Annotated in this window: 28 protein-coding genes; 16 read left to right on the forward strand and 12 right to left on the reverse strand. The window is 59.5% G+C overall.

Annotation, left to right across the window (positions count from 1 at the left end; translation table 11 throughout):
- Window positions 1-161: 161 nt before the first annotated feature.
- Window positions 162-395 carry a hypothetical protein gene (locus BMY73_RS08985; RefSeq protein ID WP_092406535.1) on the forward strand — a complete coding sequence of 78 codons (234 nt, stop codon included), beginning with the start codon at window positions 162-164 and terminating at the stop codon, window positions 393-395.
- 732 nt (window positions 396-1,127) lie between these two features.
- Window positions 1,128-2,633: a malate dehydrogenase (quinone) gene (gene mqo, locus BMY73_RS08990; protein ID WP_062386950.1), complete on the forward strand. Its 1,506-nt coding sequence runs from the start codon at window positions 1,128-1,130 to the stop codon at window positions 2,631-2,633.
- A 91-nt stretch (window positions 2,634-2,724) separates the two neighbouring features.
- Here mqo and BMY73_RS08995 read toward each other — a convergent pair whose 3' ends face one another.
- From BMY73_RS08995 to BMY73_RS09010, 4 genes are all read right to left on the reverse strand, one after another.
- Window positions 2,725-3,189 carry a hypothetical protein gene (locus tag BMY73_RS08995; RefSeq protein ID WP_092406537.1) on the reverse strand — a complete coding sequence of 155 codons (465 nt, stop codon included), beginning with the start codon at window positions 3,187-3,189 and terminating at the stop codon, window positions 2,725-2,727.
- Window positions 3,190-3,386: 197 nt separating this feature from the next.
- On the reverse strand, window positions 3,387-3,674 hold the full coding sequence (locus BMY73_RS09000) for a PA4642 family protein (protein WP_062386956.1): 288 nt from the start codon (window positions 3,672-3,674) through the stop codon (window positions 3,387-3,389).
- Between the two features lie 67 nt (window positions 3,675-3,741).
- The gene (locus BMY73_RS09005) at window positions 3,742-4,227 is read right to left on the reverse strand and encodes a hypothetical protein (protein WP_092406539.1); all 486 of its coding nucleotides are present in this window, start codon (window positions 4,225-4,227) and stop codon (window positions 3,742-3,744) included.
- Between the two features lie 141 nt (window positions 4,228-4,368).
- Window positions 4,369-4,926: a hypoxanthine-guanine phosphoribosyltransferase gene (locus BMY73_RS09010; protein WP_062386961.1), complete on the reverse strand. Its 558-nt coding sequence runs from the start codon at window positions 4,924-4,926 to the stop codon at window positions 4,369-4,371.
- Window positions 4,927-5,278: 352 nt separating this feature from the next.
- On the opposite strand from BMY73_RS09010, the gene upp reads away from it, so the two are divergent.
- On the forward strand, window positions 5,279-5,917 hold the full coding sequence (gene upp, locus BMY73_RS09015) for a uracil phosphoribosyltransferase (protein WP_062386964.1): 639 nt from the start codon (window positions 5,279-5,281) through the stop codon (window positions 5,915-5,917).
- A complete protein-coding gene (locus tag BMY73_RS09020; protein ID WP_062386967.1) occupies window positions 5,917-7,197 on the forward strand; it encodes a uracil-xanthine permease family protein in 1,281 nt (426 codons plus the stop codon). The genes upp and BMY73_RS09020 overlap by 1 nt, the downstream gene beginning before the upstream one ends.
- Before the next feature lie 161 nt (window positions 7,198-7,358).
- Here the strand turns inward: BMY73_RS09020 and hemH are convergent, their stop codons facing one another.
- Both hemH and BMY73_RS09030 read right to left on the reverse strand, forming a co-directional pair.
- The gene (hemH, locus tag BMY73_RS09025) at window positions 7,359-8,387 is read right to left on the reverse strand and encodes a ferrochelatase (RefSeq protein ID WP_062386970.1); all 1,029 of its coding nucleotides are present in this window, start codon (window positions 8,385-8,387) and stop codon (window positions 7,359-7,361) included.
- Window positions 8,388-8,401: 14 nt separating this feature from the next.
- Window positions 8,402-9,304: a TIGR01777 family oxidoreductase gene (locus tag BMY73_RS09030; protein ID WP_092406541.1), complete on the reverse strand. Its 903-nt coding sequence runs from the start codon at window positions 9,302-9,304 to the stop codon at window positions 8,402-8,404.
- A gap of 301 nt (window positions 9,305-9,605) precedes the next feature.
- Here BMY73_RS09030 and BMY73_RS09035 point away from each other — a divergent pair, with 301 nt between their 5' ends.
- The 12 genes from BMY73_RS09035 (at window position 9,606) to BMY73_RS09090 (ending at window position 19,678) form a co-directional block, all read left to right on the forward strand.
- On the forward strand, window positions 9,606-10,592 hold the full coding sequence (locus BMY73_RS09035) for an NAD(P)/FAD-dependent oxidoreductase (RefSeq protein ID WP_062386975.1): 987 nt from the start codon (window positions 9,606-9,608) through the stop codon (window positions 10,590-10,592).
- On the forward strand, window positions 10,589-10,804 hold the full coding sequence (locus BMY73_RS09040; RefSeq protein ID WP_092406543.1) for a TIGR02450 family Trp-rich protein: 216 nt from the start codon (window positions 10,589-10,591) through the stop codon (window positions 10,802-10,804). Before BMY73_RS09035 ends, BMY73_RS09040 begins: the two co-directional genes overlap by 4 nt.
- Before the next feature lie 139 nt (window positions 10,805-10,943).
- Window positions 10,944-11,924, forward strand: a complete 981-nt coding sequence (locus tag BMY73_RS09045; RefSeq protein ID WP_062386981.1) for a YbgA family protein — start codon at window positions 10,944-10,946, stop codon at window positions 11,922-11,924.
- 28 nt (window positions 11,925-11,952) lie between these two features.
- Complete coding sequence (locus tag BMY73_RS09050; RefSeq protein WP_370588196.1) at window positions 11,953-12,861, forward strand: MerR family transcriptional regulator; 909 nt, start codon at window positions 11,953-11,955, stop codon at window positions 12,859-12,861.
- A gap of 9 nt (window positions 12,862-12,870) precedes the next feature.
- Entirely contained in the window at window positions 12,871-14,316 is a 1,446-nt protein-coding gene (gene phrB / locus BMY73_RS09055) for a deoxyribodipyrimidine photo-lyase (protein WP_092406545.1), read from the forward strand.
- Entirely contained in the window at window positions 14,309-14,734 is a 426-nt protein-coding gene (locus BMY73_RS09060) for a nuclear transport factor 2 family protein (RefSeq protein ID WP_092406547.1), read from the forward strand. Before phrB ends, BMY73_RS09060 begins: the two co-directional genes overlap by 8 nt.
- Window positions 14,731-15,507, forward strand: a complete 777-nt coding sequence (locus BMY73_RS09065; protein WP_092406549.1) for an SDR family NAD(P)-dependent oxidoreductase — start codon at window positions 14,731-14,733, stop codon at window positions 15,505-15,507. Before BMY73_RS09060 ends, BMY73_RS09065 begins: the two co-directional genes overlap by 4 nt.
- Window positions 15,504-16,751: an NAD(P)/FAD-dependent oxidoreductase gene (locus BMY73_RS09070; protein WP_092406551.1), complete on the forward strand. Its 1,248-nt coding sequence runs from the start codon at window positions 15,504-15,506 to the stop codon at window positions 16,749-16,751. The genes BMY73_RS09065 and BMY73_RS09070 overlap by 4 nt, the downstream gene beginning before the upstream one ends.
- Entirely contained in the window at window positions 16,748-17,545 is a 798-nt protein-coding gene (locus BMY73_RS09075) for a DUF1365 domain-containing protein (protein ID WP_092406553.1), read from the forward strand. Before BMY73_RS09070 ends, BMY73_RS09075 begins: the two co-directional genes overlap by 4 nt.
- Complete coding sequence (locus BMY73_RS09080; protein WP_092406555.1) at window positions 17,532-18,794, forward strand: SAM-dependent methyltransferase; 1,263 nt, start codon at window positions 17,532-17,534, stop codon at window positions 18,792-18,794. Before BMY73_RS09075 ends, BMY73_RS09080 begins: the two co-directional genes overlap by 14 nt.
- A complete protein-coding gene (locus tag BMY73_RS09085; protein WP_092406557.1) occupies window positions 18,787-19,302 on the forward strand; it encodes a DUF2878 domain-containing protein in 516 nt (171 codons plus the stop codon). Before BMY73_RS09080 ends, BMY73_RS09085 begins: the two co-directional genes overlap by 8 nt.
- Before the next feature lie 58 nt (window positions 19,303-19,360).
- Entirely contained in the window at window positions 19,361-19,678 is a 318-nt protein-coding gene (locus BMY73_RS09090; protein WP_092406559.1) for a YkgJ family cysteine cluster protein, read from the forward strand.
- Between the two features lie 108 nt (window positions 19,679-19,786).
- On the opposite strand, the gene BMY73_RS09095 is transcribed toward BMY73_RS09090, so the two are convergent.
- The 6 genes from BMY73_RS09095 to hemA form a co-directional block, all read right to left on the reverse strand.
- Window positions 19,787-20,305, reverse strand: coding sequence for an acyloxyacyl hydrolase (locus BMY73_RS09095; RefSeq protein ID WP_062387016.1), 519 nt, complete (start codon window positions 20,303-20,305; stop codon window positions 19,787-19,789).
- 113 nt (window positions 20,306-20,418) lie between these two features.
- Window positions 20,419-21,219, reverse strand: coding sequence for a glutamate racemase (murI, locus tag BMY73_RS09100; protein ID WP_092406561.1), 801 nt, complete (start codon window positions 21,217-21,219; stop codon window positions 20,419-20,421).
- A 26-nt stretch (window positions 21,220-21,245) separates the two neighbouring features.
- Entirely contained in the window at window positions 21,246-21,998 is a 753-nt protein-coding gene (locus BMY73_RS09105; RefSeq protein ID WP_092406562.1) for a molybdopterin-synthase adenylyltransferase MoeB, read from the reverse strand.
- Complete coding sequence (gene prmC, locus BMY73_RS09110) at window positions 21,992-22,825, reverse strand: peptide chain release factor N(5)-glutamine methyltransferase (protein ID WP_092406564.1); 834 nt, start codon at window positions 22,823-22,825, stop codon at window positions 21,992-21,994. Before prmC ends, BMY73_RS09105 begins: the two co-directional genes overlap by 7 nt.
- A complete protein-coding gene (gene prfA / locus BMY73_RS09115) occupies window positions 22,826-23,908 on the reverse strand; it encodes a peptide chain release factor 1 (RefSeq protein ID WP_062387026.1) in 1,083 nt (360 codons plus the stop codon). It lies immediately after the preceding gene.
- Window positions 23,905-25,182, reverse strand: coding sequence for a glutamyl-tRNA reductase (gene hemA, locus BMY73_RS09120; RefSeq protein WP_062387028.1), 1,278 nt, complete (start codon window positions 25,180-25,182; stop codon window positions 23,905-23,907). The genes prfA and hemA overlap by 4 nt, the downstream gene beginning before the upstream one ends.
- Window positions 25,183-25,287: the final 105 nt, after the last annotated feature.

Here is a 25,287-nt window from a genome sequence, read left to right on the forward strand (position 1 = left end):
CAAAGTGCCATCGCGCCGGTTCCCGGCCCTCCTGCCGCTCACGACAATCAAACGTGACGAGTGACACCATTGCGCAATGTCCGCGTCACGGGGATGTCATCGCCGCACGGCATACTTTCCCCGTACGCCCAACAGCGCTTCTCATGGCAAGGAGTCTTCCCATGGACTTTCTCTGGTCTCTGTTCTCGGCACGTCGCGGCTATCGTCACTATGCCCGCCTGGATAAATATGGCATCTGCGTTTCGTTCAAACACTGCGCTGCGGCGCCTCAGGGTCATGACTGGGTAGAGATCACCGAACCCAATCTGACCTGGCTGCACCAGCCTTTGCCTGCCAGCGCTCGCGTCAGTTCCCGCGCCCGTGCGATTACCGCCCGGCAATTGCTCAGCATCTGACCAGACGGCGAATAAAAGTCATTTTTTCTGGATCAATTCTGCGCGTTTCATCGCTATAATCTCCCCCCGATTATAAGGACGTCTCCTGATCGGGCCTCGCAGCATCGTTGATACGCCGTATCAACTCCTCCGTATCGCCCACAGAGAGCCTTCCACACAGACATGTGCAACCCGGTGTGTCCGCTGCGCAGGCGCGAAAACCTCGATTCACTCGAACCTTTTGCGCGCGCCGATGCCCACATTGTGTTTGAACCTGATCTGCCAGAGCTGCCATTGCGCAGCCCTTTTTGAGGTTTGCGTCTCCAAAAGAGCGCAAAAAAAACGGGTTTTCACAACTTCACAAGAGTGTGGCGAGCAAATGAATAGTTACGCGTTTGTACATGCACCATTAAAGTCTGACCCAGCCCCCTTGCAAAGGATCGACTGCAGCGCAGCCTCCACAACCGGAGCCTGAAGCCTGTCCACTACGGATTTGGTTGCATAACCGGGCGTCTTGACGATAGTCGAATGGCTGTTCGGGCCAAATAATGCGTTCATGCTTGCACGACAAAAGCATCGAACAGGCCCCTGCGGTGGCGTCCGCTGAAGATGCAAAAAATTGCGAAGAATCGGACATGCCGATCCCGGCCGGGTGGTATGAGGCACTGCGCGAACTCCGCGCCGCCCGCACCTGGCAATTGACCTCGGGTTCCATGCCGTCAATTTGGTGCTGCAGATTTTGGAGACGCGTTAATGGCGCATAACGAAGCAGTCGATGTAGTACTGGTCGGGGCAGGCATCATGAGTGCCACCCTCGCGGTACTGCTAAAGGAGCTCGACCCAAGCCTCAAGCTTGAGGTTGTCGAGCTGATGGATTCCGGTGCTGCCGAGAGTTCCAACCCATGGAACAACGCCGGCACCGGCCACGCCGGCCTGTGCGAGCTGAACTACACGCCGGAAGCGGCCGATGGCTCGATCGACATCAAAAAAGCGGTTCATATCAATACCCAGTTCGAAGTGTCGAAGCAGTTCTGGAGCTATCTGGCTCGCAAGGGCACCTTCGGTTCCTCGCGCTCGTTCATCACACCCGTGCCGCACCTGAGCTTCGTTCAGGGCGAAAAAGGCATGGCATACCTGAAAAAGCGCTATGAAGCGCTGCGTAAGCACCACGCTTTTGCATCAATGGAGTACACCGAAGACAAGGCCAAGCTGGCCGAGTGGATGCCGCTGATGATGCCTGGCCGTCCGGCCGATGAGCCGATCGCCGCCACACGCGTCATGCACGGCACTGACGTGAACTTCGGCAATCTGACCAACCAATTGCTCAAGCACCTGTCCAGCGCGCCCGATGCGCAGGTCAAGTACTGCAAACGCGTCACGGGCCTGAGCCGTAAAGGCACTGGCTGGAGCGTGACCATCAAGGACGTCAACAGCGGCGGCACTCGCGAAATCGACGCCAAATTCGTGTTCCTCGGCGCCGGTGGCGCGGCCTTGCCGCTGCTCCAGATGTCGGGCATCGAAGAAGGCAAAGGTTTTGGGGGCTTCCCGGTCAGCGGCCAGTGGCTGCGCTGCGACAATCCGGAAGTGGTCAAGCGTCATCAGGCCAAGGTCTACAGCCAGGCTGCGGTGGGTTCCCCGCCAATGTCGGTTCCACACCTGGACACCCGCGTCGTCGATGGCAAGACCTCCCTGCTGTTCGGCCCGTACGCAGGCTTCACCACCAAGTTCCTCAAGCACGGTTCGCTCATGGACCTGCCGCTGTCGATCCGTGCCGCCAACATCGCACCGATGCTGGCCGTAGCCCGCGACAACATGGACCTGACCAAGTACCTGATCAGTGAAGTACGGCAGTCCATGGAACAGCGTCTGGACGCCCTGCGTCGTTTCTACCCTGAAGCGAAAGCCGAAGACTGGCGCCTGGAAGTGGCCGGTCAGCGTGTGCAGATCATCAAGAAGGATCCGAAGAAAGGTGGCGTTCTGCAGTTCGGTACCGAACTGGTCTCGGCCAGGGACGGTTCCCTTGCAGCGCTGCTCGGCGCCTCGCCTGGCGCCTCGGTCACTGTTTCGATCATGCTTGACCTGATCGAACGCTGCTTCCCTGACAAGGCTCGTACCGAATGGGCCGCCAAACTGAATGAGATCTTCCCGGCTCGCGAAAAAGCCCTGGAAACCGACGCGCAGCTGTATCAGCGTGTCAGCGCCCAGAGCGACGAAAGCCTGGACCTGGTTCCAAGCAGCCAGGCGGCAAGCTTCGCTTGATTCAGAGCCTGTACTGAATCAGTGAGATGACTCAGCCCTCCGCCCACGCAGCGGAGGGTTGAGTTTTATCCCGTCCTCTTCAGGTTTCCAGTCACTTCATCGAGAACCTGACGGTGTAACTTTCCATTGAATTCGTGCCTTTGGTCACCAAGGCAGCGCATTCGGCTGGGACAGTACCGATAGACTTCGCCGTTGCCGATTTTTCAGGCGCAGGGCTGATACCGAACCATTTAAACGTCGCTTTGTGCGCAAATTTGAACTCGCACTTTTTGCCGCTTGTCGTGGCATAGCGCAACGTTCCTTCATCGTTGCGAGGATCGTTCAACGTTACGTTGAATCCTTTTCCGGTCTGGTAAGCATGGATCAAATAGTCGCTAACGCCGCTTCCTTTCGGTCTCCAGCTGGCGTACGTCATGTGAAGGTCTTGGGCTTCATCATTCCATACCTCAACGGCCACCTTCACGCTGTTCGGATAGGCCGCCAGGGCCGCAGGCACCACTGCCAAAGCAGCAAGCAGAGCGGCGAAGCCGCCCAGAATACGATGTGTCTTGTTCATGCATTGAATTCCTTTTCGTTTGATTGTCCGAACATCCTGCCCGGAATGTGTGCCACAGGGCACACGAGCAAGTATGAACATCTCGGAGTCGTGAAAAAGCAGTCAATACCGACGCGGGCGGTAGGAAGTGTTGCAGGGAAGGGTCAGCGAAATGGAACGGGCGCTTGAGGACGCGCCCGCAGAAGACGGTCTTGGGCTCAGCCCCGAGCCTTGTTGATCAGCGCGATGTATTCCTCGGCATTGCGCTGATCCTTGACCAGCGCAATGAAGTCATTGCCGTGGGCATCCTTGCCGTCAAGGTCATAGCCCGCTTCACGGAAGAACACCAGAAAACGCTCGAAGTCGTCGATGCGCAGGCCGCGGTAAGCCTTGATCAGCTTGTGCAAGGACGGTGAAGTCGCATCGACCGGTTCAAAGTCCAGGAACAGTTTGATCTGGGCATCGCCGATTTCATCGCCGATCACCTGCTTCTTATCTTTACGCATTGCTGACTCCAACTGACTTGCGGGACATTTCACGGGCGGGCAGTTTACCCCCGGCCCGGCCACAGGCTCAACGCGCGCGTACGCTGCCGGTATGCAGATCAGCCCAGACATGGCCGTTGGCGTAGCTGAGCAATTGGCAATACACCTTTTCGTTGCGCAACAGATCGACCAGCACGCGGTATTGGGCGGTCGGGTAGTAAAGGCTCAAGGTGCGGCTTGACTCATCATAGGTCGGCTTTTTCAGGCTTTTACTCTCGCCGTCAAAATGAATCAGCACCTCGGAAATCGTCGCGCCTTTGTTCATCGGTTTGCCTTTGAGGCGCAGGATCAGCGGCGAGGTAACAGGAATGGGTTGCTGATTGGACTGACGCTGGCTCCCCACGACCACCGAATAGTCGGTGATCTGCAGCAATTGTTGCTGCTCGGGCTCGCCTTCGCGCACGGACAGTTCATCGGGCGGCAAGTACTGGGCGTGCATGGGGTCGGCGAGGGCAGGAAGCGGCAGGGTCAACAGCAGCATCAACGCGGCTTTACTACGAAACGATGACGTCATGATTGCCTCCCGAAAAAGTGGGAAGCACTCTAACAGGGATCAGTTGATTTGTAGGAGAGCGCTCGCCTGCGATGAGAATTCATCCGTCATGCGGCGTCGGGTCTGACGCATTCGCGGGCAAGCGCGCTCCTACAGAAGGCCTTACATCCCTTTAACGGCGTAGATACCCGCAGCGTTGCGCCAGTAACCCTTGTAGTCCATGCCGTATCCGAAAATGTAACGGTCGATGCACGGCAGACCGACGAAGTCGGCTTTGAGGTCAGGCCGGGCCTTGCGGTTATGGTCCTTGTCGATCAGCACGGCCGTGTGCACGGCGCTCGCCCCTGCGTGCTTACAGAAGTCGATGATTGCGCCAAGCGTATGACCTTCGTCGAGGATGTCGTCGATGATCAGCACATCGCGGTCGATGAACGACACTTCCGGTTTGGCTTTCCAGAACAGCTCGCCGCCGCTGGTTTCGTTGCGATAGCGCGTCGCGTGCAGGTAAGACGCTTCCAGCGGGAAGTTCAGGTGGGTCAGCAGCTTGCCGGCGAAAATCAGCCCACCGTTCATCACGCAGAATACGACCGGGTTACGTTCGGACAGCACACTGTTGATTTGCTGACCGACGCGGGCGATGGAGGCCTCGACTTCGGCCTCGGTGTACAGGCAGTCAGCCTCGCGCATGATTTGACGGATATGCTCGAGATCAGCGGACATGACGCTCTCCAGGGGGCTGTGGAAGGAAAAGCGGGCAAAGGTACGCATCGGACAACGTCAGGGCAAGTCTTTCTGGACTAACGTTGCACAGACTCATCACGAAAAGTGGCTGCGCTCGTCCATGCTGCGTTAAAAACAGGCTCGCAATGCTCATTTAGGCCCCTAAAGTCGAACGCGACCCCGGCCGTTGCTCGCCTCTTTTTGCCTTGCCTGACCTTCGCTCGCCGACTTTATCGTGAAGAGTCTTCGTCCCATTAATGTAAGAAACGCGATCCTAACCGGTAAGACAAGTTACAGCTGAATAGATTAATCTAAGCCGTTTTTTTTGCCCGCCCGCTGGAGCCGTCCCTTTATGTCCATTCGTGAGATCCGTCATCCGCTGATCCGTCACAAACTCGGTCTCATGCGCCGAGCCGATATCAGCACCAAGAACTTTCGTGAACTGGCTCAGGAAGTCGGTGCCCTGCTGACCTACGAAGCGACCAAGGATCTGCCGCTGGAAACCTACGACATCCAGGGTTGGGCCGGTACGGTTCAGGTTGAAAAGATCGCAGGCAAGAAGATCACTGTCGTGCCGATCCTGCGCGCGGGCATCGGCATGCTCGAAGGTGTTCTCAGCCTGATTCCAGGCGCCAAGGTCAGCGCCGTGGGTGTCGCACGTAATGAGCAGACCCTGGAAGCGCACACCTACCTGGAGAAGCTTGCCCCCGAGATCGACCAGCGTCTGGCCCTGATCATCGACCCGATGCTGGCCACCGGCGGCTCGATGGTCGCCACGATCGATCTGCTGAAAAAAGCCGGTTGCCGCGACATCCGCGCCATGGTCCTGGTGGCGGCCCCTGAAGGCATCGACACTGTCGAGAAAGCGCATCCGGACGTGAACATCTACACCGCGTCCATCGATGAACGCCTGAACGACCAGGGTTACATCATTCCGGGTCTGGGCGATGCCGGTGACAAAATTTTCGGCACCAAACAAAAGGACGCCTGATGAAGCAGGACGAGTTTAACGATCCACTCTGGCGCACCGTGCTGTCGGGCGCGCAGATGCTGTTCGTGGCCTTCGGCGCCCTGGTTCTGATGCCTCTGATCACAGGGCTCGATCCCAACGTCGCACTGTTTACCGCAGGCTTGGGCACGCTGTGCTTTCAGTTGGTGACCGGCCGTCAGGTGCCGGTATTCCTGGCCTCCAGCTTCGCTTTCATCACCCCGATCATTCTTGCAAAAGGCCAGTTCGGCCTCGCGGCAACTATGGGTGGTGTGATGGCGGCAGGTTTCGTCTACACCTTTCTGGGCCTGGCCGTGAAGATCAAAGGCACCGGCTTCATAGACCGGCTCCTGCCGCCGGTGGTGATCGGGCCGGTGATCATTTCCATCGGCCTTGCGATGGCCCCTATTGCCGCGAACATGGCGATGGGCAGAACCGGTGACGGCGCGGCTGAACTGATCCCGTATCACACCGCAATCGCGATCTCGATGGCCGCGCTACTGACGACACTGATCGTCGCGGTCTTCGGTAAAGGGATCTTCCGACTGGTCCCGATCATCTCCGGTGTGTTGGTGGGTTTTGCCCTGTCGTTCTATTTTGGCGTGGTGGATGTCGCCAAAATCGCAGCAGCGCCGTGGCTGGACATTCCCCACTTCACAGCGCCCGAGTTCAACTGGCAGGCGATCCTGTTCATCGTGCCGGTGGCGTTGGCTCCGGCGATCGAGCACATCGGCGGCGTGATTGCGGTGGGCAGCGTGACGGGGCGTGATTACCTGAAAAAGCCGGGCTTGCATCGCACGCTGTTGGGTGACGGCATCGCGACCACGGTCGCCGGCGCCTTCGGTGGCCCGCCTAACACCACCTACGCCGAAGTGACCGGTGCGGTGATGCTGACCAAGAACTACAACCCGAAGATCATGACCTGGGCAGCGATCTTCGCCATCGCGCTGGCTTTCATCGGTAAGTTTGGCGCGCTGTTGCAGAGTATTCCGGTGCCGGTGATGGGCGGGATTCTGTGCCTGCTGTTTGGCTCCATTGCAGCGGTGGGCATGAACACGCTGATTCGGCACAAGGTTGATCTGGCGGAGGCGCGTAACCTGGTGATCGTTTCGGTGACGCTGGTGTTCGGTATTGGCGGCGTGCTGATCGGCACGGGCAACGGCCCGGATGACTTCGGGATGAAGGGCATCGCCTTGTGTGCGGTGACGGCCATTCTGTTGAACCTGATTCTGCCGGGGAACGATGCCTGGAAGAACAAGCATCTGGATGATCAGTTGCCGTAGTCTTTCGCAGTTCTGCTTTTGTGGGAGCCGGCTTGCTGGCGAATACGACGGTCAGCACCATCACCAGTGGCTGACACTCAACATTCGCCAGCAAGCCGGCTACTACAGTAGAACGCATGCTGTCAGTCAATCCGGAAGCACACGCGCGCGTCTTGCTCTGTTCAAACAACCATCGCAGGCGCCCGCTCGCACAGCGTGTTAAGCGCCCTCGCCCAGTTTGGATCATCGTTGAGACAAGGGATCAGAACCAGCTCCTCTCCCCCCGCTTCCCTGAACTGTTCCGCACCGCGATCCCCGATTTCCTCCAGCGTCTCGATGCAGTCGGCGACGAACGCGGGGCACATCACCAGCAGCTTTTTAACCCCCTGCGCCGCGAGTTCAGCCAGATGCGCTTCGGTGTAGGGCTCGATCCACTTCGCCCGCCCAAGGCGCGACTGAAAAGAAACCGACCACTTGCCATCAGGCAGCCCCATCCGCTTGGCGAACTCGGCGGATGAGCGCATGCATTGAGCGCGATAGCACACGGCAAGCACCTCAGGCGAAGCGTTTTCACAGCAGTTACCGTTCTTGAAGCAATGGTTGCCGGTGGGGTCCAGTTTGGTGATGTGGCGTTCAGGCAACCCGTGGAAGCTCAACAACAGGTGATCGAAATCCTGAGTCAGATGAGGACGCACGCTCTCCACCAATGCCTCAAGGTATTCGGGCTGATTGAAGAAAGGCGGAACCAACGAGAAATCGAATGTCAGCTTCTTGTCCCGCACGACCCGCTTCGCCTCTTCGATCACCGTGGTCACGGTGCTGTCGGCAAACTGCGGATAAAGCGGGGCCAGAGTGACCTTTTTGATGCCTTGCGTCGCCAAGCGGGTCAGCACGGTTTCAATCGACGGTTCGCCATAACGCATCGCCAGCTCGACCGGGCCCTGCGTCCACTCCCGAGCCATGGCCCGCTGCAAGCGCTGACTCAGCACCACCAGCGGTGATCCCTCGTCCCACCAAATGGAGGCGTACGCATGGGCAGACTGTTCAGGACGTTTGATCAGGATCAGCGACACCAACAGGCGCCGGACGGGCCATGGCAAATCGATAACGTAGGGGTCCATCAGGAACTGATTGAGGTAGCGACGGACATCCGCTACTTCGGTGGAGGCTGGCGAACCCAGGTTAACCAGCAACAACGCGTGATCGGTCATGCAACACCTTGATGTCAGTGGCGGCCCAAAAGATTTTCCAGGGCCGCGTGCAGATCGGTGAATCGAAAAGTGAACCCGGCGGCCTGCAACCGGCTCGGGCTGGCGCGCTGGCCGCCCAACAGCAATATCGACAACTCACCCATTAGCACCTTCAACGCGAAAGCGGGCATGGGCATGAATGCCGGACGGTGCAGGATCGCGGCGAGCGTCCTGGCAAAGTCGCGGTTGCGAACCGGTGATGGCGAGCAGATATTATAAGGACCTTGGGCATCATCCCGGTTCAACAAAAAATCAATCGCTGCGATTTGGTCGTCGATATGAACCCACGGCATCCATTGCCGTCCGCTGCCGATCGGGCCGCCCATGCCGAGTTTGAACGGTGGCAAGAGGCGCTGCATCATGCCGCCGTCACGGGCCAATACCAGGCCTGTGCGCAGCAATACGACGCGCATGCCCAAGCCCTCCGCCCGCTGCGCGGTTTCTTCCCAGGCAATGCACAGACGGCTGGCAAAATCTTCGCTGACCGGCGCGGCGTCTTCATCAAGCTCGCGCTCTCCACCGTCGCCGTACCAGCCCACCGCAGATCCGGAGATCAACACGCGGGGTTTCTGCTCCCGTCGCTCAAGCCAGGCCATCAGCTGTTCGGTGAGGGTAATCCGGCTGTCCCACAACAGCATTTTGCGTTTGCGCGTCCAGGGCCGATCGGCGATCGGCGCGCCCGCCAGATTGATCACGGCATCCACTGCCTGGTCGCGGATGTCGTCCGGATGCGCAATCCCGCGCACGCCCGCGCCGCAGAGACCCGGCACCTGTTCGGGCGTACGACTCAGCACCGTCAGTTGATGGCCTTGATCGCGCCAGTGCCGACACAAACGACGGCCTATCAACCCTGTACCGCCGGTCAGCAAGATGTGCATGACTGAGTTCCTCGCGTGGCGTTCATCGCAAATCGGTAGTCTATTTCTTCACAAACACTGCGCTTGTGAACGAAGCGAATAATTGAACCATAGGCCACGCTATAGAGAACGGCTCCTCACTCGTCCGTTCGATTGTTCGTTTGAACAGTTGAACGATTCTGGTGAAGCGTCAGAATCAAGAATGAGCCCTGAGAACGGGTCAACGTCCTGCGCGTCGAAGGGCGATAAGTTATACCGAAAATCGGCATTGTACAGGTTTTAACTACGGCGTAGTCTGTGAAGACAAGGTAACGAGGCCCCTATGACTGTACCCATCGCAATCATCGGAACCGGTATCGCCGGACTCTCCGCTGCCCGAGCATTGCAAGCCGCCGGGCATGCCATTCACCTTTTCGACAAGAGCCGCGGCAGCGGCGGCAGAATGTCCAGCAAGCGCAGCGATGCGGGTGCGCTGGACATGGGCGCGCAGTATTTCACCGCGCGCGATCGCCGTTTCGCTGCCGCCGTTCAGCAGTGGCAGGCCGACGGTCACGTCGCCGAATGGGCGCCACTGCTTTACAACTTCCATGGCGGGCAATTGAGCCTGTCACCCGACGAGCAAGTGCGTTGGGTCGGCAAACCGCGCATGAGTGCGATTACCCGCGCCATGCTGGGTGATATGCCGGTCACATTTTCCTGCCGCATCACCGAAGTATTCCGGGGCGAAGAACACTGGAACCTGCTGGACGCCGACGGTCGCAGCCATGGGCCGTTCAGCCAGGTGGTGATCGCGATTCCGGCGCCGCAGGCCTCCACGCTGCTGGCTGCCGCGCCGAAGCTGGCCAGCGTGGTTGCAGGCGTGAAGATGGAGCCGACCTGGGCGGTCGCACTGGCCTTCGACACCCCTCTGGATACGCCGCTGGAAGGTTGCTTCGTGCAAGACAGCCCTATTGACTGGCTGGCGCGCAATCGCAGCAAACCGGGACGTGACCACAAGATGGACACCTGGGTCTTGCACGCCACCAGCGCCTGGAGCCGTCAGCATCTGGACATGCCCAAGGAGCAGGTGATCGACCACTTGCACGGCGCGTTTGCCGAGTTGATCAACTGCTCGATGCCTGCACCGGCCTTTACCCTCGCCCACCGCTGGCTGTATGCCCGGCCTGCCGGAGGACGTGAAGTGGGGGCGTTGTCCGATCCGGATCTGGGTCTGTATGTGTGTGGCGACTGGTGCCTGTCCGGCCGTGTCGAAGGCGCGTGGCTCAGCGGCCAGGAGGCGGCACGTCGTTTGCTCGAACACTTGAAGTGAATCGCATCAACCCTCGTAAATTGCTGCTGTCGAAATGGACAGCAGCCCATCCTCAACACCGCGAAAAGCATTTCCTGGTCACCGAACTCTTCTGCAACGAAGAAGGCACCGTGCTGGAAATCGAATTACAGGCCGTGCTCACCCAGCGCAGCGAACGACTGACCTGGCAGACGCTGCAGGATGAGCAAACGTGGCGCATGGGCTGGAAGTAAGCGCCCCTGCCCTACAAACCACAGACCTCTGCGCACGAACCTTGTACAAATAATTTGTACTTGTACAACCGTGAACCTATGATGAGCAAAAGTTGTACAGCTAACCAAGGTTGTACAAGATGTTGATCGAGGTTTTGCCATGTCCACGTCAGCGCCCCCACCCTGTCAACCCGCGTCAAAACCCAAGCTGGGCGTCAGCGCTTGCCTGATGGGTGTTGAGGTTCGCTTCAATGGCGGGCACAAGGAATCGCACCTGCTGACCCGCGCCCTCAACGAATACTTTGATTTCGTGCCTGCATGTCCCGAAGTCGCGATTGGCATGGGAATTCCCCGTGAAGCCATTCGTCTCGTGGGCGATCCGGAGCGCCCGCAAGCCGTGGGCACCGTTCGTAAAGAACTGAATGTCACCCGGGCGCTCGCCGAATACGGCGAGCACATGGCCAGGGAAATGGATGACATCTGTGGCTACATCTTCATGCAGAAATCGCCTTCCTGCGGGCTTGAGCGGGTGAAGGTCTACCGCGACAACGGCGCACCGTTCGATGCCGGTGGACGCGGCATTTATGCCCAGGCGTTCTGCGCAAAGCACCCGGATCTGCCCGTGGAAGAAGACGGCCGGCTGAACGATCCCGTGCTGCGGGAAAATTTCATCACGCGGGTCTACGCCTACGCCGCCTGGCAGGCGTTGCTGAAAAACGGCGTTACGCGACGGGCCTTGATCGAGTTCCACTCGCGCTACAAATACCAGCTAATGGCCAATGATCCGATTCAATACAAGGCCTTGGGCAATATGCTGGGCAACATGGGCCGCAGCGACCCTGTCGAGGTCGCGCCTCGTTATTTCAGCGAGCTGATGGAGGCCCTGAAGAAGCCCGCCACGCGCCGGACCCACACCAATGTTCTGCAGCACCTGTGCGGTTACCTGCGAGAAACCATCAGCGGCTCGGACAAACAGGAAATCCAGGCGGTCATCCGTCAGTACCACCAAGGCATCGTACCGTTGGTCGTGCCGCTGACCCTGCTCAAACACCACTTCCGCCAACACCCCGACCCGTACATCGCGTTACAGGTTTACCTGCAACCGCATCCGGAAAATCTCAGCCTGCGTAACGCGATCTGACCTCATGAAAAACATCACCTCTGCTCCCCTGAATGACGATTCTCAGGCCGAAGCCTTCGAAGACGGCTGGTTGCCGATTCGCGAAGTTGCCCGGCTGACCGGCGTCAATGCCGTGACCCTGCGCGCCTGGGAGCGCCGCTATGGGCTGATCGTTCCTCATCGAACGCCCAAAGGGCACCGTTTGTACGGCACATCGCACGTGGATCGCGTGCTGGCCATTCTGACCTGGCTCAATCGCGGCGTATCCGTCAGCCAGGTCAAACACTTGATCGACAACGAGCAGGCCCCGCCGCCGAGCGTTGAAAACGATTGGGACCGACTGCGACAAAACCTGCAGGAGGCCATCACTGCGCTGGCCGAGCGGCGGCTGGACGACACACTCAATCAGGCAATGTCGCTGTACCCGCCGCGCACCCTGTGCGAACAGCTACTGGTGCCCTTACTGGCCTCGCTGGAGCAGCGCTGGCAGGGTCAGTTCGGTGCCCAGTTGGAGCGGGTGTTTTTCTATTCCTGGCTGCGCAGCAAATTCGGCGCACGGCTTTATCACAACAACCGCCAGGTCAACGGCGCCCCGCTGTTGCTGATCAACCAGTCCGACGTGCCCATGGAACCTCATCTGTGGCTGACCGCCTGGTTGTTGAGCAGCGCCGATTGCCCCGTGGAGGTTTTCGATTGGCCCTTGCCACCGGGCGAGTTACCGCTTGCGTGCGAGTACCTCAAACCGCGCGCGGTGCTGTTGTACTCCAGCAAGTCTCTGAACCTGGCTCAGCTCCCCCGCCTTTTGAACAACATCGACTGTCCGACGCTGATTATCGGTCCCACGGTGCGCATCCATTCGGCCGAATTATCCGTATCAGTGAGTGAGGTCCCTGGGCTCACGCTTGCCGAAGACCCTTTGACCGCCCTGGCCATGCTGCAGAACCTGGGCCTTATCTAAGGAATGATCATGCAACTCATCTGGCTGCGCAGCGATTTACGCGTACACGACAACACCGCATTGAGCGCTGCCATGGAGCAGGGCCCCACGCTGGCCGTGTACATGATCAGCCCCGCGCAGTGGCGCAGCCATGACGACGCGGCATGCAAGGTGGACTTTTGGTTGCGCAACCTCGCCGCGCTCAAAGCCGCCCTCGAAACGCTCAACGTTCCACTGTTGATCGTGCAGGCCGCTGCATGGGACAAGGCGCCGGCTGCTCTGCTCGAACTGTGCACGACCCATGGAATCGAGCAGGTTCATGTCAACGAAGAATACGGGGTCAACGAGACTCGACGTGATAAGGACGTCGCCGCAGCGCTGGAAAAACAGGGCATCGGCTTCCACAGTCATCTCGACCAGTTGTTCTTCAAACCCGGCAGCGTACTGACCAAAAGCGGCGGGTATTTCAAGGTCTTTACCCAGTTTCGCAAGGTTTGTTACGCGCGTATGCACTACTCGGTGCCCGCAGTGGTGCGCATGCCAGAGAAACAATCGCCGTTGCAGATCAAAAGCGACACCGTGCCGGAGCATGTGACAGGTTTCGCCATCCCGTCCGACGCGCTGCGCGCACTGTGGCCTGCGGGCGAAGACGAAGCTCGCCGACGCCTAGCAGCCTTCACCGATGAACAGGTGCATTACTACCAGGATGAGCGCGATTTCCCGGCAAAGCCGGGGACCAGTCAGCTTTCGGCGTACCTGGCGGCTGGCGTCGTTTCTCCCCGCCAATGCCTGCATGCGGCATTGCGCAGCAACAACGGCGAATTCGAAACGGGAAACGCAGGGTCGGTGACCTGGATCAACGAGCTGCTATGGCGCGAGTTTTATAAACACGTGCTGGTCGGTTTTCCTCGCGTCTCGCGCCATCGCGCGTTCCGCCCGGAAACCGAAGCGTTGAACTGGCGGCATGCGCCAGAGGAGCTGGAAGCCTGGCAACAAGGACGCACCGGACTGCCGATCATCGACGCGGCGATGCGTCAGTTGCTGGCAACCGGCTGGATGCATAACCGTCTGCGCATGATCGTGGCGATGTACCTGACCAAGAACCTGCTGATCGACTGGCGTGAAGGCGAACGTTTTTTCATGCAGCACCTGATCGACGGGGATCTGGCGGCGAACAACGGCGGTTGGCAGTGGAGTTCGTCCACCGGCACAGACGCGTCACCGTATTTCCGCATTTTCAATCCGCAGAGTCAGTCCGAACGCTTCGACCCGGAAGGCCGGTTCATCAAAGCCTGGATTCCGGAACTGGCCGACCTCAGCAAACGGGATATTCACAACCCCTCGGCGTTGGGCGGACTCTTTGGCGTCGACGGTTATCCAGCGCCGATCGTAGACCTGAAATCCAGTCGCGAACGCGCGCTGACCGCCTTCAGATCGCTGCCCCATCGACAAGCAGAGACTCAAGACCATGAGTGAATTCCTGCGCGATTACGCCCGGCGCTTCGCCGAACTCGACAAGGACAACCTGCACCTGCTCGGTGAGTTGTACAGCGATGACATCGCCTTTGCCGATCCACTGCATGAGGTGCATGGGCTGCCCGACCTGCGCAAGTACTTCGAGGACTTGTACGCAAACGTCACCGGTTTGCAGTTCGAGTTTCACGCCTTCGATCAGGTACGCGAAGGCAAAGGCTATTTGCGCTGGACCATGACCTACCGTCATCCCCGCCTGAAGCAAGGTGAGCCGATCGTCGTTCCGGGCTGTTCGCATTTGCTGTGGGCAGACAACAAGGTGTTTCAGCATCGCGACTTCTTCGATGCCGGCGCATTGCTTTATGAGCACCTGCCGGTGATGGGCAGAATGATCCGCTGGCTCAAGGGGAGACTGGCATGAACCGAAGGTTCTGGCTGACCGGCGCCAGCAGCGGGATCGGCCTGGCGCTGGCCGAGGAGCTGTTGAAAGCGGGTCATCGGGTCGCGCTCACAGCGCGTACCCTCGAGCCGCTTGAAGCGTTGCATCAACGCTTTGGGCAACACGTGTTGCTTGCGCCTGGCGACGTCACCGATCCCGAACAAGTGACCGCAATCGGCCAGCGCATCGCTCAGGGTTGGGGAGCCGTGGACACCGTGATCCTCAACGCGGGCACCTGCGAGTACATCGACGCCAGGCAATTCGACGCTCGTCTGGTCGAGCGCGTGGTGACGACCAACCTGATCGCCACCGCGTACTGCATTCAAGAAGCGCTGGTCCTGCTGCGTCTGGGCGAACGTCCTCATCTGGTCGGGGTAGCCAGCTCGGTTGCCCTGCTGCCGCTGACCCGGTCCGAAGCCTACGGCGCATCAAAGGCCGGCTTGCGGTATCTGCTTCAATCCTTGCGCATCGATCTGGCGCAAGAAGGCATCGACGTGACGATCGTCAGCCCCGGCTTCGTCGACACCCCGCTGACCGCCAAAAACGACTTTCCCATGCCCATGCGCTGGTCTGCGCCGAAAGCCGCGCAGTACATCGCCGAGCGTCTGGAAAAATCCCGTCGACCGTTCGAAATCGCCTTTCCGTTCGTATTCATTCTGCTGCTCAAAGCGATGGCCATCCTCCCCGCGCGGCTGCAACTGGCGCTGTGCAAACGCATGGTCCGCGCACCGGCCAAGACCGGGGCGACCTCATGAAAATCGCGATCATCGGCAGCGGTATCTCGGGCCTGACCAGTGCGTGGTTGCTCAACCGCATGCATGAGATCACCGTGTTCGAGGCCGATGATTGGATCGGCGGCCACACGCACACTGTCAACGTGTCCGTGAACGGTAAACAGCACGCCATCGACACCGGGTTCATTGTCTTCAACGACTGGACCTACCCCAACTTCATCAAGTTGCTGGGTAAGCTGGGCGTGGCCTTTAAACCCACCGAGATGAGTTTTTCAGTCTGCGACCCGCACAGCCGTACCGAATATAACGGCAACAACCTCAACAGCCTGTTCGCTCAACGCAGCAACCTGTTATCGCCGGCATTCTGGGGCATGCTGCGGGACATCCTCCGTTTCAATAAACAGGCACTGGTCGATCTGCAGACGCAGCGCATCGCCGCGGACACGACGCTTGGCGCCTACCTGAAAGCGGAAGGCTACGGCCGACGGTTTACCGAGCATTACATTGTGCCCATGGGCGCAGCCATCTGGTCGATGTCATTGGCCGACATGCTCGCCTTTCCGCTGCAGTTCTTTGTGCGTTTCTTCAAGAATCACGGGCTGCTTTCGGTCAGCAATCGCCCGCAATGGTGCGTGATCGAGGGCGGCTCCAGCCGTTACATCGAACCGCTAACTGCGCCGTTTCGCGACCGTATCCGTCTGAAATGCCCGGTCACCCGAGTCGAGCGTGACAAAGACGGCGTGATGATCCATAGCGCCCACGGCAGCGAACGCTTCGACAAAGTGGTCTTTGCCTGCCACAGCGATCAGGTGCTGGCGATGCTGGCAGAACCGAGTGCCAACGAGCGAGAAATCCTCGGCGCGCTGCCCTATGCCGACAACGATGTGGTGTTGCACACCGACACCCGGCTGCTCCCCAGCCGCCCACTGGCCTGGGCAAGCTGGAACTATCGGCTGGGCGGCGCGGGCGATCAATCGGCGGCCGTGACCTACGCGATGAACATTCTGCAAGGGATCGAAAGCGATACCACCTTCTGCGTCAGCCTCAACCAGACATCCGCCATCGACCCGGACAAGATCCTCGCGCGCTACAGGTACGCCCATCCGCAATACAGCCTCAAAGGCATCGAGGCTCAAGCGCGCTGGCAAGAAGTGTTCGGCGCCCGACACACTTATTATTGCGGCGCTTACTGGGCCAATGGTTTTCACGAGGACGGCGTGGTCAGCGCGCTGCGCGTTGCCTCTGCCTTCGGCGAGTCGCTATGAACAGCGCTCTGTACAGCGGCTGGGTGAGCCATCGGCGCTTTTCGCCCAAAGCGCATGCCTTCAGGTATCGCATCGGCATGCTCTATCTCGACCTGGAAGAGCAGGACGCGGTGATGCAGTTATCGCCGCTCGCCGGGGGTAGCCGTCTGGCACCCTTTTCGTTTCGACCCGGCGACTACCTGCGCGAATACACGGGACGTGGCGTCTCGCTGACGACGGCCGTGCGAGACATTGTCCGTGATGCGCTGGGCCGTACACCGCTGGGCCGCGTCTGTCTATTGACCCAGGCACGCAGTTGGGGCCTGTCGTTCAACCCCGTGAGTTTTTTCTATTGCTTTGAACGTAACGGCAACCTGGCCGCCATTGTCTGTGAAGTCACCAACACGCCCTGGCGTGAGCGCTATCACTATGTGCTGCCAGCCAATGCCGAAGGCCACCAGCATTTCTCGGTGGCGAAAGGCTTTCACGTCTCGCCCTTTCTGCACCGGGACCTGGAATACCGCATGAGCTTCAGCCAGCCGGGCGACCGCCTGGGGGTTCATATGGCGGACTGGCACGGTGAGCATAAAGTGTTCGACGCCACGCTGAACTTGCAGCGTCTACCGCTGAGTCGTGCCGCCCTGCACCGTCACCTGCTGAGTTTCCCGTGGATGACCGCCAAAACTGGTCTCGCCATCTACTGGCAGGCATTGCGCCTTTTCGTCAAACGCCTACCGATCTTTCCCCATCAAGCCGCCGAAGGCTCGTATCGCAGTGCTACCGTTCAAAAGGACAGACGCCATGAAAAGCAGTAGCGCCACCGCCGGTTTCAGCACCCACAACCTGACCTCGAACCTGCTGCGACGTGGCGTGCTGCGGCAACTCGCGCATCTGCGCCACGGACAGTTAGTGGTGTACGAGGGCGATGAGCGGCAGGTGTTTGGCGCGGCGGACGCGGCGCTTCTGGGCGAGATTCACGTACACGATGCGGCCGTGTGGGGGTTGGTCGCCAGCAATGGCTCGATCGGCGCTGGCGAGGCGTTCATTCATGGTCACTGGACAAGTCCGGACCTGACCGCGGTCATCCGTGTATTCGTCAGTAACCTGGATGTGCTGGACGCACTGGAAGGTGGTCTGGCGCGTCTTGGTCGCCCTTTCGTCCAAGGCCTGCACTGGCTCAATCGCAACACACGCAAAGGCTCGCAGAAAAATATCGCCGCTCACTACGATTTGGGCAATGACCTGTTCGAGCAATTCCTCGATCCGACCATGATGTATTCGGCCGCGCAGTTCCTGACGCCCAATGACACGCTGGAGCAGGCCCAGTTGAACAAGCTGGAGCGGATCTGCCAGAAGCTTGCGCTCAAACCCTCCGATCATTTGCTGGAGGTCGGCACCGGCTGGGGCAGCATGGCGATTTATGCCGCACAGCACTATGGCTGCAAGGTCACCACCACGACCCTGTCCAGAGAGCAATTCGCCTACACCGAAAAACGTATCGCCGACCTCGGTCTGCACAATCAGGTAACGCTGTTGCTCAGCGACTACCGCGACCTGACCGGGCAATACGACAAGCTGGTGTCCATCGAGATGATCGAAGCGGTCGGTCACCGCTTTCTGCCGACCTATTTCAAGCAGTGCACGCAACTGCTCAAGGACGACGGCTTGATGCTATTGCAGGCGATCACGATCCGTGAACAACGCTACGAGCAGGCGAAACGCAGCGTCGACTTCATCCAGCGGTATATCTTTCCCGGCGGCGCCCTTCCTTCGGTCACCCGAATGCTGGAGATCGTCAGCGATGACACCGACATGAACCTGTTGCACATGGAAGATTTCGGGCTGCACTACGCCAAGACCTTGCGCCTCTGGCACGAGAACTTTCGCCACGCGGCCGGCTACCTCACTGAGCTGGGCTACGACGATTATTTCCTGCGTCTGTGGGAGTTTTACCTGTGCTACTGCGAGGGCGGCTTCATGGAACGCACCATCGGCACGGCGCAGTTGTTACTGGCAAAACCCAAGGCCATGCCGCAGCCACTGTTGGGACGGTTCAATGCTTAAGAACCTGGTCAATGCCGCGCTGTTTCAACTCGGCTGGTTCACCTGCGTGCTGGGTGGGAACAGCGGCTGGCTGCTGATCACGCTCCTTATACTTATCGTCCACCTGCGCCTGATCGGCTCGTGGCGCAGCGAGGGCAAGCTGTTGTTGACCGTGTTCGCTTTGGGCTGCGTGCTCGACAGCGCGCTGATCAAGCTCGGTGTTTTCGATTTCGGGGAAGCCGGCAAAGTCATTCCTCTGTGGCTTGCATTGATGTGGCCCCTGTTGGCCACGACGCTGGGGCATTGCCTGGCGTGGTCGGCCACACCCTGGTGGCTGGCGAGCTTGCTCGGCGCCATCGGTGGACCTGCTTCTTATATCGCCGGGGCCCAGCTCACGTACGTTCAGTTACCGCTGGGCGTGTGGCCCAGCGTCCTGATCATCGGCGCCGTCTGGGCTGTCATCTTCCCGTTGCTGCACCGGCTGGCCCGCTATTTCCGCCAAACCCGCACCGATGAAGTCTCGGCGTGAAGGCCGCGTCCGTCAGCCCGGCCACCGGCTTGCTCAACACTGATTTACACTGCGCCACATGACCTCCATTCCCTTGATTCAACTTCCCGAAGAACCTGCCGAACCTGCTATCACCTGTTCGACCTGCGCCGCGTGCTGCTGCCAGCTTGAGGTGATGCTGATCACCGACACGGGCGTACCTGAACGGTTTATCGACACCGACGACTGGGGCGGCGAAGTGATGCTGCGCCTGGACGACGGCTGGTGCGCGGCACTGGATCGCGACACGATGATGTGTACGATCTACGACAAACGACCGTTGATCTGCAGGGAGTTCGAAATGGGTGCGCCAGAATGCATCACCGAGCGCGAAGGCATCGCGACGGCGTATCGGTAACGGATCTGTAGGAGCGCGCTTGCCCACGATTGCTTTCTGGCTGTGCCAGAGTTCTGCCTGACACACCGCAATCGCGAGCGCGCTCCTATCCTTCAAGCGACTGAACGCTTAAAACGGCATCGTGTAATGAATGGCGTAGCTTTCAATACCGTCGTTTGTCGTGGTCAGGCCACCGTTGGAGTAGTGAGTCGCGCGCAAGCCGACTTCATGACCACCGGCAAAACGCAGACCGAAGCCCAGACGGTCTTCAAACTGGAATGCACTGCCCAACTTGTTGCCTTCCACTTCCGTGCGTTGGAATACCGCTGCACCGATACCCGCTTCGATGTAAGGCTTGACGCTATCGCCAGAGAATTCGTAAACGAAGACCGGAGAGAACGACAGGCTGTTGTTGCTGGAATTCTTGTCACCTTCCCAATAGGTGTAGGCGCCGCTCCAGTACCCGGTCAGACGACCCACGCTGGTTTGCCACCAGCTCTTGTCCCAATCAAATTGCGCGCCCAAACGATAGGTCATCGTTGATTCGCCAGTGTGACCCACCGAAAATTCGACCCCGTCAGCTTGTGCAATCGCACTTTGTCCCGCTAAAGCGGCCGCAATCGCAGCCAAACAAAACAGTCGCTTCATCTGAAACTTCCCATTTCCGAATGCAGTTAGAAATTTTTTATATCAACAGATGTGCTGTAGAAATCTGCTGGTGAACATTAGTTCAGCCCAAAACAGCGCTATTCACGTTTTTTTCACAAGCCGAAGCTTCGCACACTGTCAGATTTTTTCCATAGCAACGGTAGGATGTTTCTGAAATTTTCTGGATCACCGCTGGTCCAGAACTGGGCGGGTGAGGGACGGCCGCTCGCGAGCAGGTCGCGTTGACTGAGTAAGCGCTGCAATTGACGGGCGACCGCAGCCCCGGTGTCGATCAGGGTGATCGAAGCCGGGATAATCTCCCGTAACAGTGGTTTGAGAAAGGGGTAATGGGTGCAGCCCAGGATGATCGTGTCGCAACCCGCCGCCAGCAGCGGCTGAACATAACCGTGCAACAGTTGGCGGATGGCGGGGCTGACCAGATCGCCCGTTTCGATCAGTTCCACCAGGCCGGGGCATGGTTGGGTGATCACCTGGACATCGGAGGCAAAACGGTCAAGCAGCGCTGCGAATTTGGCGCTTTGCAGGGTACCGGTGGTGGCAAGCACCCCGACCACCCCGCTCTGGGTCGCGGCCGCCGCAGGTTTGACCGCAGGTTCCATGCCGACAATCGGCCAGTCCGGATAACGTTCGCGCAAATCGGCAACCCCCGCAACGGTCGCCGTGTTGCACGCCAGCACCAAGGCCTTGGCCCCCTTCTCACGAAAGAATTCGGAAATGGCGACACAACGCTGACGAATGAACTCAGGGGTCTTTTCGCCGTAAGGGATATGGCCGCAATCAGCCACGTACAGCAGGGACTCGTTCGGCAACAAGCGACTGATTTCGCCCAGCACCGACAAGCCGCCGACACCCGAGTCGAACACCGCAATCGGCGCGTCGCTGTCCCTAGCCATGCCTGATGACTCCCTTCATGGCTTTATTAAACCCTCGCGCCGCAGACGCTGCAGCCCGGGTCCCGTTTGACCTTGAGCTCACGAAACCGGGTGCCCAGTGCATCGATCAGCAGCAGTCGCCCTACCAGGGGCTCACCGAATCCCGCCAGCAGTTTCAAGGCTTCGAGCGCTTGCAGGCTGCCTACCAGACCGACCAGTGGACCAATGACGCCCGCCTCGCTGCAGGTGAGTTCGGCTTCGCTGCCATGCCCATATAAACAGTGGTAGCACGGGCTTTCGGCGCGGCGCGGATCAAACACCGACAACTGCCCTTCCAGGCGAATCGCGGCGCCACTGACCAGCGGCTTGCCAGCCGCCACACAGGCGGCGTTGACAGCTTCGCGGGTGGAAAAGTTATCCGAGCAGTCGAGGACAAGATCCACGGCGTCGACGGCTGCGGCGAGAGAGTCGACATCCAGCGCCGTGCGGTGCGGCACCAGCTTGATTTCAGGGTTGATCGCGGTGAGTCGAGCGATCGCCGAGTCGACCTTGCCCTGCCCCACGCTTTGCGTGTCGTGAATGATCTGGCGTTGCAGGTTGGTAAGGTCGACGGTGTCAAAATCGGCCAGATGCAACTCGCCAATACCGGCTGCGGCCAGATAAAGCGCGACCGGGGACCCCAGACCGCCCACGCCGACAACCAGCGCACGGCTTTGCTTGAGGCGTAACTGGCCGTCGATGTCCACCTGCTGCAACAGAATCTGCCGGCTGTAGCGCAGCAGTTCTTCGTCGGTCAGCACGGCACGCGTCCGAAGGTAATGCGTTCGTGCTCGCCCAGATCGCGGCGAGTCTGGATCTGCTCGAAACCATGACGACTGAGCAGCTCACGTACGGCCGGGCCCTGATCGTAGCCGTGCTCGAGCAGCAACCAGCCACCGGCTTCCAGGTGCGCCGGTGCCTGCGAAACGATGAGCCGCAGGTCGTCCAGGCCGTCAGTGCCCGACACCAGCGCACTGCTGGGTTCGAACCGCACATCACCTTCGACCAGGTGCGGGTCGTTAGAGGGTATGTACGGAGGGTTGCTCAGAATCAGGTCAAATCGCTGACCGTCCACTGCGCTGAACCAATGGCTACGCATGACGTGCGCGTTATCCAGCTGCAGACGCTGGCGGTTGCGTTCGGCCAGTTCGACCGCCTCGTCGACGCGATCCACCGCCGTGACAGTCCACTGAGGACGATCCTTGGCCAGCGACAAGGCGATGGCCCCGGTCCCGGTGCCCAGGTCGAGCAACCGATGAGGGATCGCACCCGGCAACAGCTCCAGCGCGGTCTCTACAAGCATTTCTGTTTCCGGACGAGGAATCAGCGTATGTGTCGCGACTTCGAGGTCGATGTTCCAGAAACCCTGCTGGCCCAGAATGTAGGCGACGGGTTCGCCGGTACGACGGCGCTTCAGAAAACCATCGAACGCCTGCGCGGCTTCGGTGCTGACGATACGCTCCGGCCAGGTGTGCAGAAAGCTGCGCGGCTTGCCCAGAGCAGCCGCGAGCAGCAGTTCGACATCCAGACGGGCTGTCGGAGAATCCGGCAGCTCAGCGTTTCTTAACAAGCTGGCGATGATGGTCATTTACTCACCCAGTGCCGCAAGTTGATCTGCCTGATACTCGGCAAGCAACGGTTCTATCACGGCATCGACTCCACCCGCCAACACTTCATCCAGCGAGTACAGCGTCAGGTTCACGCGATGGTCCGTCACTCGTCCCTGTGGAAAATTGTACGTGCGGATACGCTCCGAACGATCGCCCGATCCCACCAGCAGCTTACGCTCGCTGGCGATCGCGTTGGCGGCGGCCGCCGTCTGCTGATCGTTGAGTTTGGCCGACAACCAGGCCATGGCGCGGGCGCGGTTCTTGTGCTGGGAGCGCTCTTCCTGACACTCGACGACAATACCGGTCGGCAAGTGAGTAATGCGAATCGCCGAGTCGGTCTTGTTGACGTGCTGACCACCCGCACCGGACGACCGGTAGGTGTCGACACGCAGGTCCGCCGGGTTGATCTCGATGGCCTGCTGCTCGTCGGGCTCCGGCAATACCGCCACGGTGCAGGCCGAGGTGTGGATGCGACCCTGGGACTCGGTTTCAGGCACGCGCTGAACACGGTGCGCGCCGGACTCGAACTTCAGTTTGCCGTAGACATTCTCACCTTCGACCCGGGCGATGACTTCCTTGAAGCCGCCATGTTCGCCTTCGTTCTCCGACAGGATTTCGACCCGCCAGCCGCGACGCTCGGCGTAGCGCGAATACATACGGAACAAGTCGCCGGAGAAAATTGCCGCCTCGTCACCACCGGTGCCCGCACGAATTTCGAGAAACACGTTGCGACCGTCGTTGGGATCCTTGGGCAGCAGCATCTTCTGCAGGTCCCTCTCCAGGACTTCCAGTTGCTCCTTGGCCTCGCGCACTTCCTCGACGGCCATTTCGCGCATGTCCGGATCGCTGTCCTTGAGCAGTGCCTGAGCCCCTTCGAGGTCGCTCTGCACTTTCTGCAGCTGCTTGTAGGCCTGGATGACCGGCTCGACTTCGGCGTACTCGCGGGAGTAGGCGCGGAATCTGGTCTGATCGGAAATGACTTCGGCATCACCCAGCAGCGCGGTCAATTCCTCGAAACGGTCGCTGAGCACGTCCAGCTTGTTGAGCAGTGAAGCTTTCATTGCGGGGGTTTATCCGTGGAGCCCTCATTGAGGGCAAAGAGTTCCTGGGCCATGGCCAGCGCATCGACGCGGCCTTCGGCGGACAGCTTTTTCAGTTGCACGCTTGGCGCATGCATCAATTTATTGGTCAGGCCTCGTGCCAGCGCCATCAGTACATCTTCCGCATTGCTGCCGTTGGCGAGCATCCGCTGGGCTTTTTGCAACTCTTCATCGCGCAGGCGTTCGCTTTGCTGACGATACGCCTTGAGCACATCGACCGCCGCCAGTTCGCGCAGGCGCGACATGAAATCGTTGACGCCCAGACTGACCAGTTCTTCAGCGGCCTGGGCTGCGCCCTGGCGGCTCTTGAGGTTTTCCGCAACGACGTCGTGCAAATCGTCCACGGTGTAGAGGTAAACGTCGTCCAGCTCGCCGACTTCCGGCTCGATGTCGCGCGGGACAGCAATGTCGACCATGAAAATCGGTTTGTGCTTGCGCAGCTTCAAGGCACTTTCCACCGCGCCCTTGCCCAGAATCGGCAACTGGCTGGCAGTGGAACTGATGACAATGTCGCTATTGACCAGTTCGGCCGGGATATCGGCCAGCAGCACCGCGTGCGCGCCGAATTCTTCGGCCAGGATGCTTGCGCGCTCCAGCGTCCGGTTGGCGACAACGATACGCTTGACCCCCAGATCGTGCAGGTGTCGGGCGACCAGCGTGATGGTTTCACCAGCCCCGATCAGCAACGCCTGACTACGCTGCAGGTCACTGAAGATCTGTTTGGCCAGGCTGACCGCGGCGAACGCCACTGACACCGGGTTCTCACCGATGGCGGTATCGGTGCGCACCTGCTTGGCTGCGCTGAAGGTGGCCTGAAACAAACGGCCAAGCAACGGGCCGATGGTCCCCGCCTCACGCGCTACCGCGTAGGCGGACTTCATCTGGCCGAGAATCTGCGGCTCGCCCAGCACCAGCGAATCCAGCCCGGAAGCGACCCGCATCATGTGGCGCACCGCGGCGTCTTCTTCGTGCACATAGGCACTGGCCCGCAGCTCGTCAATGTTCAGTTGGTGATAATCGGCCAGCCATTTCAGAACGACGTCAGCCGTGAGGCGATCCTGCTCTATATAAAGCTCGCTGCGATTGCACGTCGACAGAATGGCCGCTTCCCGACTCTCGGTCAGGCGGCACAGCTGCTGTAACGCTTCAACCAACTGCTCAGGCGTAAATGCCACGCGCTCGCGGACATCCACTGATGCAGTCTTATGGTTGATACCCAGAGCAAGAAAGGCCATTCAAGGTCGCTGATAGTGACGTGAAGCCGGCAATTGTCCTACTTCAATAGATTCAGGACAACCACCGCAATACATTCAGAACGACCCGCACAGTCTATTGTCCCT

The organism is Pseudomonas sp. NFACC02 (genome assembly GCF_900110765.1).
Taxonomy (GTDB): Bacteria; Pseudomonadota; Gammaproteobacteria; order Pseudomonadales; family Pseudomonadaceae; genus Aquipseudomonas.

Coding starts and splice junctions, on each gene's coding strand:
- murI (WP_092406561.1), bottom strand. CDS start 21,219: ATGGCTAGGGACAGCGACGCGCCGATTGCGGTGTTCGACTCGGGTGTC.
- BMY73_RS09010 (WP_062386961.1), bottom strand. CDS start 4,926: ATGTCCGCTGATCTCGAGCATATCCGTCAAATCATGCGCGAGGCTGAC.
- BMY73_RS09035 (WP_062386975.1), top strand. CDS start 9,606: ATGACTGTACCCATCGCAATCATCGGAACCGGTATCGCCGGACTCTCC.
- BMY73_RS09070 (WP_092406551.1), top strand. CDS start 15,504: ATGAAAATCGCGATCATCGGCAGCGGTATCTCGGGCCTGACCAGTGCG.
- BMY73_RS09090 (WP_092406559.1), top strand. CDS start 19,361: ATGACCTCCATTCCCTTGATTCAACTTCCCGAAGAACCTGCCGAACCT.
- BMY73_RS09000 (WP_062386956.1), bottom strand. CDS start 3,674: ATGCGTAAAGATAAGAAGCAGGTGATCGGCGATGAAATCGGCGATGCC.
- BMY73_RS09085 (WP_092406557.1), top strand. CDS start 18,787: ATGCTTAAGAACCTGGTCAATGCCGCGCTGTTTCAACTCGGCTGGTTC.
- BMY73_RS09080 (WP_092406555.1), top strand. CDS start 17,532: ATGAAAAGCAGTAGCGCCACCGCCGGTTTCAGCACCCACAACCTGACC.
- BMY73_RS09030 (WP_092406541.1), bottom strand. CDS start 9,304: ATGCACATCTTGCTGACCGGCGGTACAGGGTTGATAGGCCGTCGTTTG.
- upp (WP_062386964.1), top strand. CDS start 5,279: ATGTCCATTCGTGAGATCCGTCATCCGCTGATCCGTCACAAACTCGGT.
- hemH (WP_062386970.1), bottom strand. CDS start 8,387: ATGACCGATCACGCGTTGTTGCTGGTTAACCTGGGTTCGCCAGCCTCC.
- BMY73_RS08995 (WP_092406537.1), bottom strand. CDS start 3,189: ATGAACAAGACACATCGTATTCTGGGCGGCTTCGCCGCTCTGCTTGCT.
- hemA (WP_062387028.1), bottom strand. CDS start 25,182: ATGGCCTTTCTTGCTCTGGGTATCAACCATAAGACTGCATCAGTGGAT.
- BMY73_RS09045 (WP_062386981.1), top strand. CDS start 10,944: ATGTCCACGTCAGCGCCCCCACCCTGTCAACCCGCGTCAAAACCCAAG.
- BMY73_RS09095 (WP_062387016.1), bottom strand. CDS start 20,305: ATGAAGCGACTGTTTTGTTTGGCTGCGATTGCGGCCGCTTTAGCGGGA.
- prmC (WP_092406564.1), bottom strand. CDS start 22,825: ATGACCATCATCGCCAGCTTGTTAAGAAACGCTGAGCTGCCGGATTCT.
- BMY73_RS09075 (WP_092406553.1), top strand. CDS start 16,748: ATGAACAGCGCTCTGTACAGCGGCTGGGTGAGCCATCGGCGCTTTTCG.
- prfA (WP_062387026.1), bottom strand. CDS start 23,908: ATGAAAGCTTCACTGCTCAACAAGCTGGACGTGCTCAGCGACCGTTTC.
- BMY73_RS09060 (WP_092406547.1), top strand. CDS start 14,309: ATGAGTGAATTCCTGCGCGATTACGCCCGGCGCTTCGCCGAACTCGAC.
- BMY73_RS09005 (WP_092406539.1), bottom strand. CDS start 4,227: ATGACGTCATCGTTTCGTAGTAAAGCCGCGTTGATGCTGCTGTTGACC.
- BMY73_RS09020 (WP_062386967.1), top strand. CDS start 5,917: ATGAAGCAGGACGAGTTTAACGATCCACTCTGGCGCACCGTGCTGTCG.
- phrB (WP_092406545.1), top strand. CDS start 12,871: ATGCAACTCATCTGGCTGCGCAGCGATTTACGCGTACACGACAACACC.
- mqo (WP_062386950.1), top strand. CDS start 1,128: ATGGCGCATAACGAAGCAGTCGATGTAGTACTGGTCGGGGCAGGCATC.
- BMY73_RS09065 (WP_092406549.1), top strand. CDS start 14,731: ATGAACCGAAGGTTCTGGCTGACCGGCGCCAGCAGCGGGATCGGCCTG.
- BMY73_RS08985 (WP_092406535.1), top strand. CDS start 162: ATGGACTTTCTCTGGTCTCTGTTCTCGGCACGTCGCGGCTATCGTCAC.